A 17,011-nucleotide genomic window follows, 5' to 3' on the forward strand; every position below is an offset into this window, starting at 1 on the left:
AGATATTGAGGACAGATTATGACTCAAGCCATTCTACAACTGAGCGACATTGAGAAAGCGTTCCCGGGCGTAAAAGCACTGGACAAAGCGAGCCTGAATGTTTACCCAGGCCGTGTCATGGCGCTCATGGGAGAAAATGGAGCAGGCAAGTCAACATTGATGAAGGTGCTGACTGGCATCTATCACATGGATGCGGGTAGCATCCAATATCAAGGCCAACCTGCCGCGTTTAAAGGGCCGCGTGACTCACAGGAAGCGGGCATCAGCATCATTCACCAAGAATTGAACTTGATCCCTGAACTAACGATTGCTGAAAACATCTATCTAGGTCGTGAATTTACCGGCACGATGGGGCGTATTCAGTGGGGCAAGATGTATGAAGAAGCAGACAAGTTGCTTCAACGCCTTAACGTTAAACATTCATCAAAAACGTTGCTTGGTGATTTGAGCCTTGGTGAGCAACAAATGGTGGAGATTGCGAAAGCGCTTTCGTTTGAATCGAAAGTCATCATTATGGATGAGCCAACTGACGCGCTGACTGATACCGAGACGGAGTCACTATTTAAAGTGATCAACGAGCTTCGAGAGCAGGGCTGCGGCATTGTTTATATCTCACACCGTCTTAAAGAAATCTTTGAAATCTGTGACGATATTACGGTGCTTCGTGACGGTAAATTTATCGGTGAGTGCAAGGTGTCCGACACTGATGAAGACGGCCTGATCGAAATGATGGTTGGTCGTAAGTTAGAAGAGCAATACCCACGTATTGATGTGCGACATGGCGAAACTTGCCTTGAAGTGATTGGCCTGACTGGCTCTGGCGTTCACGATGTGAGCTTCACGCTGAAACGCGGTGAAATTTTGGGTATTTCTGGTTTGATGGGGGCAGGCCGCACCGAACTGATGAAAGTGATTTATGGCGCGTTGCCAAGTGAGCATGGTGTTATCAACCTTGATAACAAAACCATTAACCCAGTTAGCCCACAAGATGGCTTAGCAAATGGCATCGCTTATATCTCTGAAGATCGCAAAGGCGATGGCTTGGTGTTAGGTCTCTCGGTTAAGGAGAATATGTCACTTTGTTCTCTCAATCATTTGACTAAAGGCTTCCAAATCCAACATAGCGATGAAGTGATTGCCGTGGAAGATTTTATCAAGCTATTTAATATCAAAACCCCTACGCGCGACCAAATCATTGGTAACTTATCCGGCGGTAACCAGCAAAAAGTGGCGATCGCGAAAGGGTTAATGACCAAACCTAAAGTTCTGATTCTCGATGAGCCAACACGTGGCGTCGATGTCGGTGCGAAAAAAGAAATTTATCAACTCATCAACAAGTTCAAAGCCGAAGGCATGAGCATCATCTTGGTGTCTTCCGAGATGCCAGAAGTGCTCGGTATGAGTGACCGCATTCTGGTTATGCATGAAGGTCGTATTACTGGCGAATTCGATGCGAAAGACGCCGATCAAGAAAAATTACTCGCCTGTGCCGTAGGCAAAAAGATCAATGAGGAAGCAGCATGAGTACTAATACCATGAGCAAACCAACCGAAGCTAGCAACAAGAAGTTGTTCACAAAAGAGTGGTTGATTGAGCAAAAATCACTGATAGCACTGATTTTTTTGATTGTTGTTGTGTCATTTTTGAACCCGAACTTCTTTACGGTCGACAACATTCTCAACATTCTTCGTCAAACCTCAGTGAATGCCATTATCGCGGTAGGTATGACACTGGTTATTTTAACCGCAGGCATCGACTTGAGTGTTGGTTCCGTACTGGCGTTATGCGGTGCCTTTGCGGCAAGCATGATTGCGCTTGAAGTCCCGGTGCTGGTGGCGGTTCCGACTGCTTTAGTCGCAGGTGCAGCGTTAGGTGCAATTAGCGGCATCATCATTGCGAAGGGCAAAGTACAGGCTTTTATCGCTACGCTGGTTACCATGACGTTACTACGCGGTGTGACTATGGTGTACACCGAAGGTCGTCCAATCTCGACAGGTTTTACTGACACAGCTGATGCGTTTGCATGGTTTGGTACCGGCTACGCGCTAGGTATTCCAGTACCTGTTTGGTTGATGGTAGTTGTATTCGCTGCGGCTTGGTACCTACTTAACCACACTCGCTTTGGTCGCTATGTTTACGCACTAGGTGGCAACGAATCAGCGACTCGTCTATCTGGTATCAATGTAGACCGAGTGAAGATTGGTGTATACGCAATCTGCGGTATGCTGGCAGCGCTTGCAGGCATCATCGTGACTTCTCGTCTGTCTTCGGCGCAGCCAACAGCGGGTATGGGCTACGAGCTAGACGCTATCGCAGCGGTTGTTCTTGGCGGTACCAGCTTGATGGGCGGTAAAGGCCGTATCATGGGTACGCTAATTGGTGCGCTGATTATCGGTTTCTTAAACAACGCTCTTAACCTACTAGACGTTTCCTCATACTATCAAATGATTGCCAAAGCAGTGGTTATCTTGCTCGCAGTACTGGTAGACAACAAAAACAAATAATCCATAACCATTAAATCCTGAATACAAACCGAGCCAGTGGGCGTGTGCTGGCTCACCCTACACAAAGGACTAGAACGATGAAAAAACTTGCAACTCTTATCTCTGCTGCACTTCTTTCTTCCACTGTATCAGTAGCGGCACAAGCCCAAGATACGATGGCGATTGTGGTTTCGACGCTAAACAACCCGTTCTTCGTAACGATGAAAGACGGTGCGGAAGCTAAAGCGAAAGAATTGGGGTACGACTTAATTGTACTGGACTCGCAAAATGACCCGAGCAAAGAGCTGTCGAACATCGAGGATTTAAGTATTCGCGGTGTAAAAGCAATTCTTATCAACCCAACGGATTCTGATGCTGTGTCTAATGCGATTCGTATGGCGAACCGTTCTAAGATCCCTGTATTGACACTAGACCGTGGCGCAAGCCGTGGTGAAGTCGTGAGCCACATCGCGTCCGACAACGTGATCGGTGGTGAAATGGCAGGCCACTACATCATGGAAAAAGTTGGCGAAAAAGCAAAAGTAATTCAGCTTGAAGGTATTGCGGGCACATCGGCGGCGCGCGAGCGTGGTGAAGGTTTCATGAATGCCGTGAAGGGCAGCGATATGGATCTTCTTGCGAGCCAGCCAGCAGACTTTGACCGTACTAAAGGCCTAAACGTGATGGAAAACCTACTCGCGGCTAACCCTGATGTACAAGCGGTGTTCGCACAGAATGATGAAATGGCGCTAGGTGCACTTCGCGCCGTTCAAGCTTCTGGCAAAGACGTCGTTATCGTTGGTTTTGATGGCACGGAAGACGGCATTGCGGCAGTTAACCGTGGCAAACTAGCAGCAACCATCGCGCAGCAGCCAGATCTTATTGGCGCGTTAGGTGTCGAAACGGCTGACAAAGTCTTGAAAGGTGAAAAAGTAGAAGCATACATTCCGGTACCACTAAAAGTAGTGACTAAATAAGTTTGACGTTCAATAAAGCGTCCTAATTTTTGCTCTCTCCTCCGTTTATATCTGTCGTTTAGGAGGAGAGGGCAAACATACCCAAGTGACTTAAAAATGCAGGGTATAGATGCCTTTGGCTTTTTATCGTGACTCCTTCGCTAAGGAGAGAAGTTAAAGTCATCTAATGTATTTTCCAAATAGTTTTTCAAAAAAAGGGTTCATTCAGAACCGAGGATAACCGTATGAATAAGTTAGTGGTGTTAGGTAGTGTAAACGCTGACCATGTTCTTCAAGTGCCTTCTTTCCCTCGCCCTGGCGAAACGCTACATGGTCGCAACTATCAAGTTATCCCAGGTGGCAAAGGTGCCAACCAAGCTGTTGCTGCAGCTCGACTCAAGGCTGATATTGGCTTTATTGCTTGTGTAGGCGATGACTCGTTCGGCATCAATATTCGTGAAAACTTCAATATGGACGGCATCGACATCACTGGTGTGAAGATGCAACCAAACTGCCCAACTGGCATTGCGATGATTCAAGTGTCGGATAGTGGTGAAAACAGCATTTGTATTTCAGCAGAAGCGAATGCCAAATTGACAGCAGAAGCGATTGAGCCAGATTTAGAACGCATTCGCCAAGCGGATTACCTGCTGATGCAATTGGAAACGCCGATGTGCGGCATTGAGAAAGCCGCGCGAGTGGCGAAAGATGCAAAAACTAACGTCATTTTAAACCCAGCCCCTGCTCGTGAACTGTCAGACGAACTGCTTGCTTGTATTGATGTCATTACACCAAATGAAACCGAAGCTGAAGTGTTGACGGGGGTAACGGTAACGGATAATGACAGCGCGCAAGAAGCGGCGAATGTGCTTCATAGCAAAGGTATCGAAATTGTCATGATCACTCTCGGTGCGAAGGGTGTTTGGATAAGTCAAAATGGTAGAGGTGAGCTCATCCCGGGGTTCCGTGTTGACGCGACCGATACCACCGCAGCAGGGGATACGTTTAATGGGGCATTCGTCACTGGCCTGTTAGAGGGTTTACCTTTAGAATCAGCAATTAAGTTTGCACATGCGGCGGCTGCAATTTCTGTGACCCGCTTTGGCGCGCAGACGTCGATCCCAACTCGCGAAGAGGTGGACGCGTTTCTCGCAGCACAATAGGGCTTAAACGCCTCATTAATTAGGAGTAATAACATGGCGACGATGAAAGACATCGCAAAACTGGCAGGGGTTTCCACTTCAACAGTGAGCCATGTTATTAACAAGACGCGTTTTGTGAGTGAAGAGATCTCCGAACGCGTTAATAATGCCGCAAAAGAACTCAACTACTATGCGCCATCTGCTTTGGCGCGAAGCCTAAAAGTCAATCGTACCAAAACCATTGGTATGCTAGTGACAACCTCAACCAACCCATTCTTTGGCGAAGTCGTAAAAGGCGTCGAACGCAGCTGCTACCAAAAAGGTTACAGCCTCATTTTATGCAATACCGAAGGTGATAACGAACGTATGCGCCAATCCATTAATACTCTTTTGCAAAAGCGTGTCGATGGTTTGATCTTGATGTGCTCCTCGCTAGAAGGGGAGCGTATTGATGTATTTGAGCGTTACCCTGATATCCCTGTCGTGGTGATGGATTGGGGGCCGATGCTGTTTACGAGCGACAAAATTCAAGATAACTCGCTTCGTGGCGGTTACCTAGCGGCGAAATACCTGATTGATTGCGGCCACACAGAAATAGGATGTATCACCGGCCCTTTGATTAAACACCAAGCACAAATGCGATACGAAGGTTACAAACGTGCGATGAACGAAGCTGGCTTGGAATTTAATGCTAACTGGATAATTGAATCGGACTTCGAATGTGAAGGCGGATATCAAGCATTTATGAAAATGGCGCAGCGAGGCACCTTACCCAGCTCGATTTTCGTTTCCAATGATATGATGGCGATGGGTGTGATTAACGCCGCAAATGAGCTCAATATTAAAGTCCCGGAACAGATTTCAATCATCGGTTACGATGACATACATATCGCGAAGTTCATGTCACCATCACTCACCACAATTCACCAGCCTAAATACCGTCTTGGGCAAGCTGCCGTGGAAACGCTTGTCCGAAAATTGGATGATAAATCAACAGAAGCGCAAGTCGTGCAATTAGAACCTACCTTAGTTGAACGAAAAAGTGTCAAGATATTAAAGTCAAGCAGCACTAGATGACCTGTGATGTTGAGCTAAAAAATCAAAAAAGTCGTTTCTCTTTATACTATAAAGTCTTACTATCACCATTGATTATAAATAAAAATATTAATTGTTGTCTGGCGGATTAGTTAAATGTTATCAAAAGGTTACGCTAAGTTCTCCGTAAAGCATCCTTGGTTTCACCGAGTTAATGTTATTGCGGTCATACTGATTTTTTTTGTGAGCTGTTATCAGCTCTTGGTGAATGAAGCATTCGAGTACGCAATTGGGTTTGTTATTACACTTTTGGCGTCAGCTTTATTTGCATCAGCTTCCGCATTCAAAAAGCGCTATTTAGGTTTGGATTCTTAGGCGCGTTAATTTCCAAGCGGTTCAAGTGAGTCATTTATTGCTTTCAAGCAAATATTGAACTGAATTATGATCGAGTGCATCAAGAGGGGGACAAATGTCCTCCTTTTTGTTAGGTGTCACGCCCTAATATAGGCATATTCCCAAACAAAATAATAAAGGACATCGACATGGACCTACTTGCCTTACTCGATATAAACAACACCCTGGTTAACATTCCAATTGGCGGCGGTTACGCAATGAGTTGGATCGAAGCTTTCGGTACGGTTTTTGGATTGCTTTGCATTTGGTTTGCTAGCCAAGAAAAAACCATCAACTACTTATTCGGTTTGCTGAATGTCACTCTTTTTGCCGTTATCTTTTTCCAAATTCAGTTATACGGATTATTACTTCTTCAACTGTTTTTCTTCTGTGCGAACATTTACGGTTGGTATGCGTGGACTCGTCCAAACGCGGAAGGTGAAACGCTGGAAGTACGCTGGTTAAACAAACACAAACTCATCGCCACTGCTTCTATTGGCGTTGTGTCTATCGCGTTGTTAACCATCTACATCGACCCTTTTTTCTTTGCATTAGCAAACATTGCTGTTGATAGCTTGAATCTCTTTGGTGCAGGTTTGGCTGATCCGGTACTTGAACCTGATGCGTTCCCGTTTTGGGATGCAACCATGACAGTACTTTCTGTTGTTGCACAAATTCTGATGACACGTAAATATGTGGAAAACTGGATTCTTTGGGTTGTGATTAACATCATCAGTGTTGGTATCTACGCGACACAGGGTGTTTATGCGATGTCTGTTCAGTATGCGATTTTGATGTTCATTGCTGCCAATGGTACGCGTGAATGGGCCCGTAGCGCCAAGCGCAATGGCGATAAAACCTTAGCTCAAGCTGCAGCTTAAGGAACGAAAAATGGCGAAACAACCTCATATTGGTGTTGATGAAACACAAGTCGCTCCTCTCGTCATTGTATGTGGTGAGCCAGACCGAGCTAATCGTATTGCCGCATTATTGGATGATGCAGAAATGATCTCGGAAAATCGCGAGTACCGTGTTTTTACTGGCAAATACAAAGACCAGCCTGTTTCAGTATGCAGCACAGGTATCGGCGCCCCATCGATGATCATCGCAGTTGAAGAGCTAAAACAGTGCGGCGTAACTCATGTGGTACGTGTCGGATCGGCAGGTGCGATGCAATCTGGGATTCAGCTTGGCGAGCTAATCATTGCCGAAGGTGCGGTAAGAGATGAAGGCGGCTCCAAAGCGTATGTGGATTCGGCTTATCCGGCGTACGCAAGCTTTTCCTTATTAAAGGAAGTTGAGCGTTACCTGTCAGTACAAGAGGCGCGTTATCATTTCGGTGTGGTACGTTCTCACGACAGTTTCTATACCGATGACGAAGATGCGATATGCCAATACTGGAACAAGAAGGGCGTCTTAGGTGCCGATATGGAAACCTCAGCTTTGTTTGCCGTTGGCCGATTACGTGGCCTTCATGTGGCTTCGATCTTAAATAACGTCGTTTTGTATCAACAAGATGTGAAAGAAGGGGTTGGCCAGTACGTTGATGAAGCGAAAGTAATGATGCAAGGTGAGAAGCTTGCTGCAATGACGGCGCTAGAAGCGTTGATTGCTCAGAGATAGTCCGTACTAACTTCAGTAACTCTTATAAATCAATGAATGTAAAGCGACAGGCCACTGTCGCTTTTTTATTTGGTGTTACGGGGTACAATCCACCTGAGATAGTTATCAGTAACTTTTCTGAGAGAGCAGAGAATGAAAATCAGCCCGTATCCAACTGGCCGCTTCAAAACATACCTTGAAAAAAAGAGCGTTGCCTTTCGTGAGATGATCTATCAGTGTCAAATTAGTACGCGTTACTTTGATGCTGGGGAAGAAATTCTCCGTCAAGGTGAGCAACTTCAGTATTTATATGTTGTGCCGGTAGGTCGAGTGTCAATGAGTATATTGGCCGCGAATGGGCGACGCTTTCAATTAGGAGAGGCAAACTGCGACTACCATATCTATGGTGAAATGGAGTACTTCACTCAGACTCCTTGCCAATGGAATGTGATTGCAGATGAGCACATGCAGGTTGATGTCATCTGCATCCAAAAACTAACTGAAGCGCTACAAAAGCATCCAGAAATGATGGTGTTCTTTGCTTCAGCGTTGGCCGAAGATTATCAAGACTCTATGGATATCTATACCAATCGGTTATTGCATCCCATTACTTATAATATTGCGTATGATCTTTTCGTCCGTAATCAAACCAACACATTGCTCGGTGGCTTTGACAAAGTGAATCAAGAAGCTGAGCGATTTGGTACTTCTGGTCGTGTTTATCGACGTGCAGTTAAAGATTTGATTGAAAAGGGATTGATTGCAAAAACGGAAAACGGGTTGGAGATTATTGATGAGCCTGCACTCAAAGCATTTATCGAAGCGCATGAATGATACACCTAGATATTGCAATGAATGGTTTTTATAAGTCTTTGATATAGTTGAAGCTCGAATAAGCGTAACTAATGTAAAGTACCTTAAATTTTGTTGAATGCAGTAAAGAGTAACGTTATATTGCGAACGCGCATGATAATAGATCTCATTAAGGCTTAACAAAATGAAAAAATTCGTCGGTGCGGCTTTGCTGTCGCTATTTACTGTTTCTCCTTCTTTCGCTGCTAAGGTTGTGATTGACCATTACATGGGTCAAACCGAGCTAGAACAATCACCAGAACGCGTGGTTGTGATTGGCTTTGGACCGCTAGATGCGCTGGACAACTTTGGTATCGATCCTGTTGCAGTCTCTAACTCTTCTAATCTGCCTAGCTACCTTTCAAAATACAGCAAAGATAACTACACCTCTGCGGGTAGTTTGTTTGAACCTGACTTTGAAACCATTTACATGCAAAAACCGGATTTGATATTGGTTGGTCCGCGAGCGTCTGCGAAATATGAAGAGCTGAGTGAAATTGCTCCTACGGTCGTTTTTGCTGCGAAAGAGAATCAAGGTTACTGGGAAGGTACGCAAGCACAGTGGCGCAATATTGGTAAAATCTTCGATATCGAAGAAAAAGTAGAGCAGAAAATTGAAGCGCTAGATGCTCAATTCAAAGCAATCCGTGACTACAATCAATCAAATAACAATGATGCGTTAACGATTTTAAGCATGGGTGACAACATCAGTGCGTTTGGATCTCAATCGCGATTTGGTGTGATTTATAACGATTTCGGTTTCTTGGAAACGGTTGAACACGTGAAAACGGGCACTCACGGAGATGTTATTTCTTATGAATTTATTCGTGAAGCTAACCCGAAAAATATACTCGTAGTTGACCGCAATTCGCTAAAAGGCACGCCAGATAACGATATTCGTAAGTCCATGGATAACGACTTAGTCAAAGCAACCGCCGCATATAAGAATCACAAAATCACTTATTTAGATGTGGACGCGTGGTACTTGTCGATGTCTGGTGTGACTGCAACAGAAAAAATGGTAAGTGAGATCAAGCAAACCGTTGAACTGTAATCCAAGATAGCAGAGGTTAACTTTGAAAAAGTTATTGCTAACCCTTGTGGTTTTAAGCACGGTTTCGTTGTTTGTTGGGGTGGCAAACATGACGCCCCAACAGTTATTTTCGGGTGATGAGAAAGCGTTGGAGCTTTTCTTTACCAGCCGTATACCACGTTTATTTGCCATATTACTCGCTGGTGCTGGCTTGAGTATTGCAGGCCTTATTATGCAGCAAATCAGCCAGAACCGATTTGCTGCACCTTCTACAACCGGTACGATCGAATGTGCCATGCTGGGCTACGTACTGAGCGTGGTTTTCTTTGGTAACGACAATCACCTTTGGCTCGTATTCGGCATCTCGGTGTTTGGGACGCTAGCATTTATTTTCTTTATTCAACGCATTCAATTTAAGAGTGTGGTCTTTGTGCCACTTGTCGGAATTATTTTCGGCAATGTCATCCAATCAATGACTACATTTATTGCTTACAAATACGATGCGTTACAAAGTCTAAACGCGTGGACGGTAGCGAATTTTGCCAACATCTTACGTGGTGACTTTGAGCTACTGTACATCGCGGTACCAATGGCTATTCTCAGCTATCTTTTTGCCGCAAGGATTTCAGCCGTGGGTATCGGAAAAGATTTCGCGGTTAACTTGGGGTTAAATTATCAGCAGGTTGTCACGATTGGCGTGCTGTTGGTGTCCATCATGTCGGCAAGTGTCGTGATGATTGTTGGGCAGCTGCCATTCCTTGGTCTGATTGTGCCGAACCTCGTTAGTCACTTTTATGGTGATAACCTCAAAAAGAACATTCCGCTTACGGCCATGTATGGGGCGACTTTAGTGCTGTGTTGCGACTTGGTGAGTCGTTTGATTATCTTCCCTCATGAAATGCCAATCTCTATCGTGATCAGCATATTGGGTGGCGTGGTATTCATCGCGATGTTGTTGCGAGGTAAGCAACATGCGTGATTCAACGAAAATCCTACTGCTAGGTGGCATTGCGGTACTTTTTGCATGTTTGTTTATTGGTATTGGGCTAACGGCTGACAACTACCAGTATTTTTTATCTCGTAGAGTTCCTAAAGTAGTGGCGATAGTGCTAGCGGGTGTGGCTATTGCTCAGTCTTCACTTGTATTTCAAACCATTACGCACAACCGAATTTTAACGCCAAGTATCATGGGGTTTGATGCGTTGTATGTGTTGACGCAAATTTTGATCGTGCTGATTTTTGGTGGTTTGAGTACTTTAGTTCTTAACTTGTACGTCAATTTCGCGATTGCCGTAATTGTAATGGTGTCGTTTTCGTTATTGTTGTTTGGTTTTTACTTTTCTAAAGGAAGCAAGAACTTGATTACGTTGCTATTGGTCGGCTTGATCTTTGGTCAGCTATTTTCCAATGCGGCGTCATTTTTCTCTTTGCTGATGGACCCAAATACGTTTGCAATCGTTCAATCGAAACTTTACGCCAGCTTTAATAATGTCAAAGTGAATTTGGTTTACTTTAGTGCACCAGCTTTGATGTTTGCATGTTGGTTGCTATTTAGTATGCATCGCACTTTAGATGTGTTTTGGCTCGACCAAGACAATGCGAAAAGTTTGGGCGTCGACGTACCTAAGGTGACGCGAAATGTATTCATTATCTCGGCGGTTCTGATTGCTATTTCTACGGCTCTAGTGGGACCAATCATGTTCTTTGGTTTGCTGGTGACCAACTTAAGCCGAGAAATGTTCCGAAGTTACCAACACAAAACGCTATTGGTTGGTTGTTCGTTTCTCTCCATCAGCTCGTTACTGGCTGGGCAATGGATTATCGAGAACGTGTTCAGTTTTGAGACGACGTTGAGTGTCGTTATTAACTTTATTGGTGGTGCGTATTTCTTATACCTACTACTGAAAAACAAAGTTGTATAAATATGATAGTGATAGACAAATTAACGAAGGCCTTCGGTTCAAATAAAGTGGTTGATGAGGCCAATACTCAGTTTGAAAAGGGCAAAGTGACGTCCATTATTGGCCCGAATGGCGCGGGAAAGAGCACGCTGTTATCTATGGCTTCGCGCTTAACGGAGCGGGATGGTGGTAGTGTTATCATTGATTGTAAGGAAATTGCGGAATGGGACACTAAAGAGTTAGCGAAAAAGCTGGCGGTACTTCGTCAAGCCAACTCTATTACCATGCGATTTACCGTTAAAGAGTTGGTCTCTTTTGGCCGTTTCCCATACTCCAAAGGAAATCTGACCAAAGAAGATCATGCGGTGATTGAACAAGCGATCGACTATCTAGATTTACAAGGTATCCAAGATAAATATTTGGATGAATTAAGTGGTGGTCAGCGACAGCTTGCGTTTATTGCCATGGTGATTGCACAAGATACAGACTACGTTTTTCTTGATGAACCACTTAACAATCTAGACATCAAACACTCTCTTCAGATCATGAAAGTGGTCCAGCGGTTAGCTCATGACATGAACAAAGCCATGGTGGTGGTTATTCATGATATTAATTTCGCAGCGTGCTACTCGGATGTCATATTGGCGCTTAAGCAAGGCAAAGTTGTGGCAAGTGGTGCGGTGGAAGAGGTGATTCAGGCGTCTACGTTAGAGGATATCTACGAAACGCCGTTTAATATTATCGAATTAAACGGCAAGCGCATGTGTACTTACCACTAATCCAACCTCAGGGCTTAATGAAAGCGATTCCTCAATGAGGATAGATAGGCGAGTTTACTTGGTGAGCTCGTCTATGATTGGGCATCGGCTTTCAGCGTCTCCCGGACAAGAAGAAACCCAACCCTCAAGTTGCGTTTTGATCTCCATGAGGTGCGCGATTTTTTCTTCAACCTCTCTCAGCTTATCCATGGTTCTTGCTTTTACTTCGCTGCTTTTTCGGTTGGGATTATGGGCAAGTTGCACAAACTCTTTGCATTCTTGCAATGAAAAGCCTGCGTTTTTTGCGCGTGATACTAAGTTAAGCTCTTGAATATGATTATCTGAATATTCGCGATAGCCAGAGTCACTGCGCGCTGGTGGAGATATGATCCCTTTATCTTCATACAATCGAATCGACTTAGATGAAAGCCCAGTAAGCTTTGCGACAGCACCAATATTCATGTTTAACCTCCATAACGTTTAAGGCGAGTATATACCGATGTTGTGGATAAGACACTCCTAAATAACAGTCAGTTACCTGAGGCCTCTTTACTCTTTTATCACTTCATGCGGTGGTACACCAAATACCTTTTTGAAAGCGCAGGTGAAGTTGGAAGGGTAGTGGTATCCGGCTTCATAAGCCGCTTCCGTGATCGTCACTAGGCCACGTTCCAAGTGTTGCCTCGCAATCTCAAGGCGACGAAAGCGAATATAACCATTTACGGTCATATTCAGTGATTGTTTAAATCGGCGCTGCAGGTTTGAAACGCTCATTGAAAACACGCTTGCCAACTTTTCTAAGCCTAGTTCTTGCTCAAGGTGAGTTTCTATATAGCTAACAATATCCTCTATTCGACCATCTGTGTGCCGTTCATGGTTATTTTTGTTAGCACTGAAGTTCTTGGGGATTTGCTCAGTCGCTTGATGCAAAATTTGATAGATCAAGCTTTCAACTTCCAACTTATCTTGGAATTCTTGTGGTGTTTCTCGGCTTGTCAGCGTTTCAGCCAGTTCGCACAACGCCTGGTTAAGCTCTAGAGGATGAAACGCCTGATGAGAGTTAAAAAAGGACCAATGACGACAGGTTTGGTCAAGGCGAGCCTCTAGCCACTGGGGCTTAACCAATATGTTGATCTTATTAATGAGGTTATCTTTGAGCAGTGAACGACGAAAGTTTGCAGGTTTGAGTAGGTTTACCACGACACCTTTAGGGCCGTCGCTTGCGTCTAAATCAAATTGCAAATCGTCGTAGCCAAACGAGAGCTTACCTTCTAAAAGAATAGTGACCAACAGTGAGGCGTGTGCAGTAGAAACAATATGTGAATCAACAAGCTCTAGGCAACGTCCACCATGAACAAAGATTTGATCATTGTACTGATATGATAGGAATTTGCCTTCTGCCAGTTGAGTTTGACAAGGTTGACCTTGCGTGACGATCCACTGCTTTTCTGTGGCTTCCAGTTTTTGGGTTAAAGCGATCTTGGCAATTCTAGTTCGTTTTGGTGTGACTTCCTGCATTTGACACTTCCTCATAACACTTGTGCGATTTCGCATAATCAAATCGCCTTTGTATTTATAAAACTCATGCTTATTATACCTGAGAATTATTATCATTAATATTTAGGAGTGAAGTTATGGAAAGCCCTGCTTGTTCATCTATCAAGCTTTCAAGCCTTTGCCTTGCAGTGGGAATGGCGCTATCAAACCCTGTTTTAGCTCAAGATACCGAGTCACATTTTGAAGAAGTCGTTGTATGGGGAACAAAAGTTTCTAGCAATACCGAGTCGATGTTTGCAGACGATATGTCACTGAAGCAAGCGGATCATATGTCTGATTTACTGCGCGATATTCCCGGTGTGGATGTTGGTGGAACACACTCTGTGAATCAACGTATTACCATTCGTGGTTTGAGCGAAACCGATTTGGACATTCGTCTTGATGGTGCTTCTCAGCATGCGAGCATGTTCCATCACATTGGTAACTTGACGCTAAACCCTGACATTCTCAAATCTGCCGATATCCAGGTAGGTAATAACTCTGTGACTCAAAATGGCTTAGGCGGCTCGGTTTATTTTGAAACGAAAGACGCTCGTGACTTACTTCGTTACGATGAAACGTTTGGCGCTCGTGTTTATGGCGGTTATGCATCCAACGACAACCAACAAGGCTCGTTGACACTGTACGGGCTTTTGTCCGAAAACATTGATGCGATGGTTTATGGCCATTACGTTACGCGTGATGATTTTGAAGATGGTGATGGCAATAAAACCTATGGTGCTGCAGGTGATGTTTACAACATTCTGGCTAAGCTAGGGTATGAACTAAATGACATCCATCGTTTTGAGCTCTCTTATGACATGTACCGAGACAGTGGAGATTACAGTCCGCGTCCTGATATGTCTGGTAGTGCAAATAATAGCCTGTCGAGCAAGTTACTTATCCCTACGGATTATGACCGAGATACCGTTACCTTGAGTTACGAGCTGCGAGGCGAACAGCATAAAGGTAACGTCACACTTTATAATACCGAGACAGAAATTAAACGGGATGAGAGCGTTATGGCTCCTCGCTGGCCTTCGAACCGTTTATCGAAGAACACCGCTAAAAACCAAAACTTTGGTTTGAATGGTAAGTTCCAGTCGGATGTTATGTTAGGTGAGTTTGATAATCGAATCACCTATGGTTTCGACTACATGGATAAGACATCTTCAAGTTACTACGGTAGTCGTAAGTTCATGGATGAATCGGCCATTTCAACCGCATTGTTTGTAGAAGACCAGTTCTTCTTCTCTGATGCTTTCTTTGTTACCGCAGGTATGCGTTTTGATGATTACAAACGTGAAGCTGAAACGGGGACGAGTAACTATGATGATGTGACCTGGGCCCTAGCAGCAGAATGGGCAGTCACTCAGGATTGGACGTTGTTTGCGAGCGCACGCTCTCTATTCAAAGGCCCTGAGCTGATGGAAACCTTTATTGCTTACCAAGACGTTGCATTTTTAGAGGATGGACTAAAGCCAGAAACGGGGTTGAACACACAGGGTGGTGTCCGTTTTGATAAAACCTTTGATAAGCATTTCTTTGGAGCGAATATTACGGCATTCCAAACGGAAATTGATGATTACATTGCAGACCAGTACCAAAACGCGACTCAAACTTACCTGATTTACAACTTAGGTGATGTCGAGATTAAAGGCTTTGAGGCAAGTGCTTCTTATGGCTACGACAAGTTTAACAGCAAACTTTCTTACTCTAAGTCGGACACCAAAAACAAGAATACTGGTGGCCCTGTTGCTGGGGGTAATGGGCGTAGCATTGATATGGGTGATAGTATTGCTCTAACTTTGGATTACCAGTCAGACGCTTTAGAAACGATCTTCGGGTGGAACTCAATGTTTGTTCTAGAGGAAGACAACGTCTTTGATGGTCAGCCAAAGAAAGCAAGTTATGATGTACATAATCTATATGCTCAATGGGTGCCGTCTGATATTGATGGACTGTCGGTGACCTTTGGTATTGATAATGTATTTGACGAGTTGTACAGCTCTCATGCGTCTCGTTCGGGTACTGCACGTGGCTTCACGCTTGATGACTACGAGCCGGGTCGCAACTTCAAACTTTCTGCTGCTTATCAATTCTAATAGGGCTCCCGAGAGGGGGCGCTTCAAAACACGAGTAAATTCATGATTAAAGAAAGCACCCGAATAGATAGCGAACACGCTGACAAATACTTAGTGACACTTTGTCGGCATTTTGGACGAAAGGTTCCTGCTACTTGGAATGAAAACAGCGGTTTGGTGACATTTCCGACGGGAAAAGCGGAGTTTGCTCTTTGCGAGTCTAGCTTGACCATTATTTGTGAGGCGGATTCCGAAGAGAAACTGAGCACAGTGAAGGCGATAATCTCATCGCATGTAGACATGTTCTCTCGTCGAGAAACATTAGCACTTAACTGGGTTCGCTAGAGCTATTGATGAATGTGCAGAAAATGAGAGCGCATTAAAAGCAAAAAGCCCGCGATCTTATCATTCGCGGGCTTTTATTGTTCGAATGCTATTGCTTTTTAGGCTCTAGATTCTAGGCTTTTTTTTTCCTGTTGCATTTTTGCTAGGAAGTAGATATTAACGCAAGCAATAAAGCCGTTAGTTAATACTACAGGCCAAGAATCAATCATTAGTCCGTAAGCAGTAAATAGCGCACAACCAATAAAGTTAAGGATACGAAGCTTAACAATATCTTTCATAGTTAGCGAAATTGCGACCATGATTGAAGCTGCATAACCTAAAATCTCAACCATATTCATGTCCATTTTTTGACCCTCTTAAAATCTGCCGAATTTTGTCGGTACCAATTCTTCTCATCTTGAGATTAATGAGGAAGCTCCATGCCTCGAATGGTCTTTTTTGTTGTATGGACGCACTATATCAATGGAAAAACCGTGATAAAAGCCTCAAATCAAGGTTAAGAGAAGGTTAGCGATTACGCAAACGTTTAGGAAGGGAATTACTGATAATTTTACTTATTGTGTTGATTGATAATAACGATGGTATTAATAGCTCTCACATCATTGAAAGTGGGGGAATATTTACATATGATTGAAAATGATAATTATTTTCAAGTGTGATGTTTATGTATTTTCTTATTAGCTTGCTCGTATTTTTTTTACTGTATATCAGGACAAAGCCGAATTCGTGGTGCTCGGGAATTCATATTGTGAGCCACATTTTCATGGTTATATTTTGTCCAACGATTTATGTCATTCAATATTTAATCGTCACGTTTTTCTCGTCACCAATATTGATTAAGTTGTCATCACGTTCAGGTGTATACAACATTCTTATTGCTTTTCTTCCATT

17 protein-coding genes are annotated in these 17,011 nt (G+C 44.0%); 14 read left to right on the top strand and 3 right to left on the bottom strand.

From position 1 onward, the window contains the following. The first annotated feature begins 18 nt into the window (after positions 1–18). The 12 genes from rbsA to vctC all read left to right on the top strand — a co-directional run bounded on the left by rbsA (position 19) and on the right by vctC (position 12,176). Complete coding sequence (gene rbsA / locus L3V32_RS19820) at positions 19–1,524, top strand: ribose ABC transporter ATP-binding protein RbsA (protein ID WP_065645898.1); 1,506 nt, start codon at positions 19–21, stop codon at positions 1,522–1,524. Then, on the top strand, positions 1,521–2,504 hold the full coding sequence (rbsC, locus tag L3V32_RS19825) for a ribose ABC transporter permease (protein WP_006741011.1): 984 nt from the start codon (positions 1,521–1,523) through the stop codon (positions 2,502–2,504). The genes rbsA and rbsC overlap by 4 nt, the downstream gene beginning before the upstream one ends. A 77-nt stretch (positions 2,505–2,581) precedes the next feature. Beyond that, on the top strand, positions 2,582–3,460 hold the full coding sequence (rbsB, locus tag L3V32_RS19830) for a ribose ABC transporter substrate-binding protein RbsB (protein ID WP_006741010.1): 879 nt from the start codon (positions 2,582–2,584) through the stop codon (positions 3,458–3,460). Between the two features lie 224 nt (positions 3,461–3,684). Beyond that, the gene (rbsK, locus tag L3V32_RS19835; RefSeq protein ID WP_237285011.1) at positions 3,685–4,602 is read left to right on the top strand and encodes a ribokinase; all 918 of its coding nucleotides are present in this window, start codon (positions 3,685–3,687) and stop codon (positions 4,600–4,602) included. A gap of 33 nt (positions 4,603–4,635) precedes the next feature. Continuing rightward, the gene (locus L3V32_RS19840) at positions 4,636–5,658 is read left to right on the top strand and encodes a substrate-binding domain-containing protein (protein WP_006741009.1); all 1,023 of its coding nucleotides are present in this window, start codon (positions 4,636–4,638) and stop codon (positions 5,656–5,658) included. A 500-nt stretch (positions 5,659–6,158) separates the two neighbouring features. After that, positions 6,159–6,890, top strand: coding sequence for a nicotinamide riboside transporter PnuC (pnuC, locus tag L3V32_RS19845; RefSeq protein ID WP_237285012.1), 732 nt, complete (start codon positions 6,159–6,161; stop codon positions 6,888–6,890). Between the two features lie 10 nt (positions 6,891–6,900). Then, on the top strand, positions 6,901–7,632 hold the full coding sequence (locus tag L3V32_RS19850) for a nucleoside phosphorylase (RefSeq protein ID WP_046875984.1): 732 nt from the start codon (positions 6,901–6,903) through the stop codon (positions 7,630–7,632). A gap of 132 nt (positions 7,633–7,764) precedes the next feature. Beyond that, a complete protein-coding gene (locus L3V32_RS19855; RefSeq protein WP_005397172.1) occupies positions 7,765–8,445 on the top strand; it encodes a Crp/Fnr family transcriptional regulator in 681 nt (226 codons plus the stop codon). Between the two features lie 163 nt (positions 8,446–8,608). Further along, positions 8,609–9,517, top strand: a complete 909-nt coding sequence (locus L3V32_RS19860) for a siderophore ABC transporter substrate-binding protein (protein ID WP_237285013.1) — start codon at positions 8,609–8,611, stop codon at positions 9,515–9,517. A 22-nt stretch (positions 9,518–9,539) separates the two neighbouring features. After that, the gene (gene vctD / locus L3V32_RS19865) at positions 9,540–10,475 is read left to right on the top strand and encodes an iron chelate uptake ABC transporter permease subunit VctD (protein WP_041853077.1); all 936 of its coding nucleotides are present in this window, start codon (positions 9,540–9,542) and stop codon (positions 10,473–10,475) included. Then, positions 10,468–11,418 carry an iron chelate uptake ABC transporter permease subunit VctG gene (gene vctG, locus L3V32_RS19870; protein WP_237285014.1) on the top strand — a complete coding sequence of 317 codons (951 nt, stop codon included), beginning with the start codon at positions 10,468–10,470 and terminating at the stop codon, positions 11,416–11,418. The genes vctD and vctG overlap by 8 nt, the downstream gene beginning before the upstream one ends. 2 nt (positions 11,419–11,420) lie before the next feature. Next, the gene (gene vctC / locus L3V32_RS19875) at positions 11,421–12,176 is read left to right on the top strand and encodes an iron chelate ABC transporter ATP-binding protein VctC (RefSeq protein WP_005397181.1); all 756 of its coding nucleotides are present in this window, start codon (positions 11,421–11,423) and stop codon (positions 12,174–12,176) included. Positions 12,177–12,230: 54 nt separating this feature from the next. Here vctC and cueR read toward each other — a convergent pair whose 3' ends face one another. Beyond that, the gene (gene cueR / locus L3V32_RS19880; protein ID WP_012842332.1) at positions 12,231–12,617 is read right to left on the bottom strand and encodes a Cu(I)-responsive transcriptional regulator; all 387 of its coding nucleotides are present in this window, start codon (positions 12,615–12,617) and stop codon (positions 12,231–12,233) included. Between the two features lie 87 nt (positions 12,618–12,704). Then, the gene (locus L3V32_RS19885; RefSeq protein WP_237285015.1) at positions 12,705–13,673 is read right to left on the bottom strand and encodes a helix-turn-helix domain-containing protein; all 969 of its coding nucleotides are present in this window, start codon (positions 13,671–13,673) and stop codon (positions 12,705–12,707) included. 116 nt (positions 13,674–13,789) lie between these two features. Between L3V32_RS19885 and L3V32_RS19890 the strand changes: the two genes are divergently transcribed. Continuing rightward, positions 13,790–15,796, top strand: a complete 2,007-nt coding sequence (locus L3V32_RS19890) for a TonB-dependent siderophore receptor (RefSeq protein ID WP_237285016.1) — start codon at positions 13,790–13,792, stop codon at positions 15,794–15,796. 42 nt (positions 15,797–15,838) lie between these two features. Then, the gene (locus L3V32_RS19895) at positions 15,839–16,120 is read left to right on the top strand and encodes a DUF2218 domain-containing protein (RefSeq protein ID WP_046875989.1); all 282 of its coding nucleotides are present in this window, start codon (positions 15,839–15,841) and stop codon (positions 16,118–16,120) included. 98 nt (positions 16,121–16,218) lie between these two features. On the opposite strand, the gene L3V32_RS19900 is transcribed toward L3V32_RS19895, so the two are convergent. Continuing rightward, positions 16,219–16,464, bottom strand: a complete 246-nt coding sequence (locus L3V32_RS19900; RefSeq protein WP_005397186.1) for a YgjV family protein — start codon at positions 16,462–16,464, stop codon at positions 16,219–16,221. Positions 16,465–17,011 lie beyond the last annotated feature (547 nt).

The organism is Vibrio sp. J2-4 (genome assembly GCF_021728155.1).
Lineage (GTDB): Bacteria > Pseudomonadota > Gammaproteobacteria > Enterobacterales > Vibrionaceae > Vibrio > Vibrio diabolicus.

Bases quoted from the DNA above. Each gene is read 5' to 3' on its own strand.
- cueR (WP_012842332.1), bottom strand. From the start codon at position 12,617: ATGAATATTGGTGCTGTCGCAAAGCTTACTGGGCTTTCATCTAAGTCG.
- rbsK (WP_237285011.1), top strand. From the start codon at position 3,685: ATGAATAAGTTAGTGGTGTTAGGTAGTGTAAACGCTGACCATGTTCTT.
- vctC (WP_005397181.1), top strand. From the start codon at position 11,421: ATGATAGTGATAGACAAATTAACGAAGGCCTTCGGTTCAAATAAAGTG.
- L3V32_RS19885 (WP_237285015.1), bottom strand. From the start codon at position 13,673: ATGCAGGAAGTCACACCAAAACGAACTAGAATTGCCAAGATCGCTTTA.
- rbsB (WP_006741010.1), top strand. From the start codon at position 2,582: ATGAAAAAACTTGCAACTCTTATCTCTGCTGCACTTCTTTCTTCCACT.
- rbsA (WP_065645898.1), top strand. From the start codon at position 19: ATGACTCAAGCCATTCTACAACTGAGCGACATTGAGAAAGCGTTCCCG.
- pnuC (WP_237285012.1), top strand. From the start codon at position 6,159: ATGGACCTACTTGCCTTACTCGATATAAACAACACCCTGGTTAACATT.
- L3V32_RS19855 (WP_005397172.1), top strand. From the start codon at position 7,765: ATGAAAATCAGCCCGTATCCAACTGGCCGCTTCAAAACATACCTTGAA.
- vctG (WP_237285014.1), top strand. From the start codon at position 10,468: ATGCGTGATTCAACGAAAATCCTACTGCTAGGTGGCATTGCGGTACTT.
- rbsC (WP_006741011.1), top strand. From the start codon at position 1,521: ATGAGTACTAATACCATGAGCAAACCAACCGAAGCTAGCAACAAGAAG.
- L3V32_RS19890 (WP_237285016.1), top strand. From the start codon at position 13,790: ATGGAAAGCCCTGCTTGTTCATCTATCAAGCTTTCAAGCCTTTGCCTT.
- L3V32_RS19840 (WP_006741009.1), top strand. From the start codon at position 4,636: ATGGCGACGATGAAAGACATCGCAAAACTGGCAGGGGTTTCCACTTCA.
- L3V32_RS19900 (WP_005397186.1), bottom strand. From the start codon at position 16,464: ATGGACATGAATATGGTTGAGATTTTAGGTTATGCAGCTTCAATCATG.
- L3V32_RS19895 (WP_046875989.1), top strand. From the start codon at position 15,839: ATGATTAAAGAAAGCACCCGAATAGATAGCGAACACGCTGACAAATAC.
- L3V32_RS19860 (WP_237285013.1), top strand. From the start codon at position 8,609: ATGAAAAAATTCGTCGGTGCGGCTTTGCTGTCGCTATTTACTGTTTCT.
- L3V32_RS19850 (WP_046875984.1), top strand. From the start codon at position 6,901: ATGGCGAAACAACCTCATATTGGTGTTGATGAAACACAAGTCGCTCCT.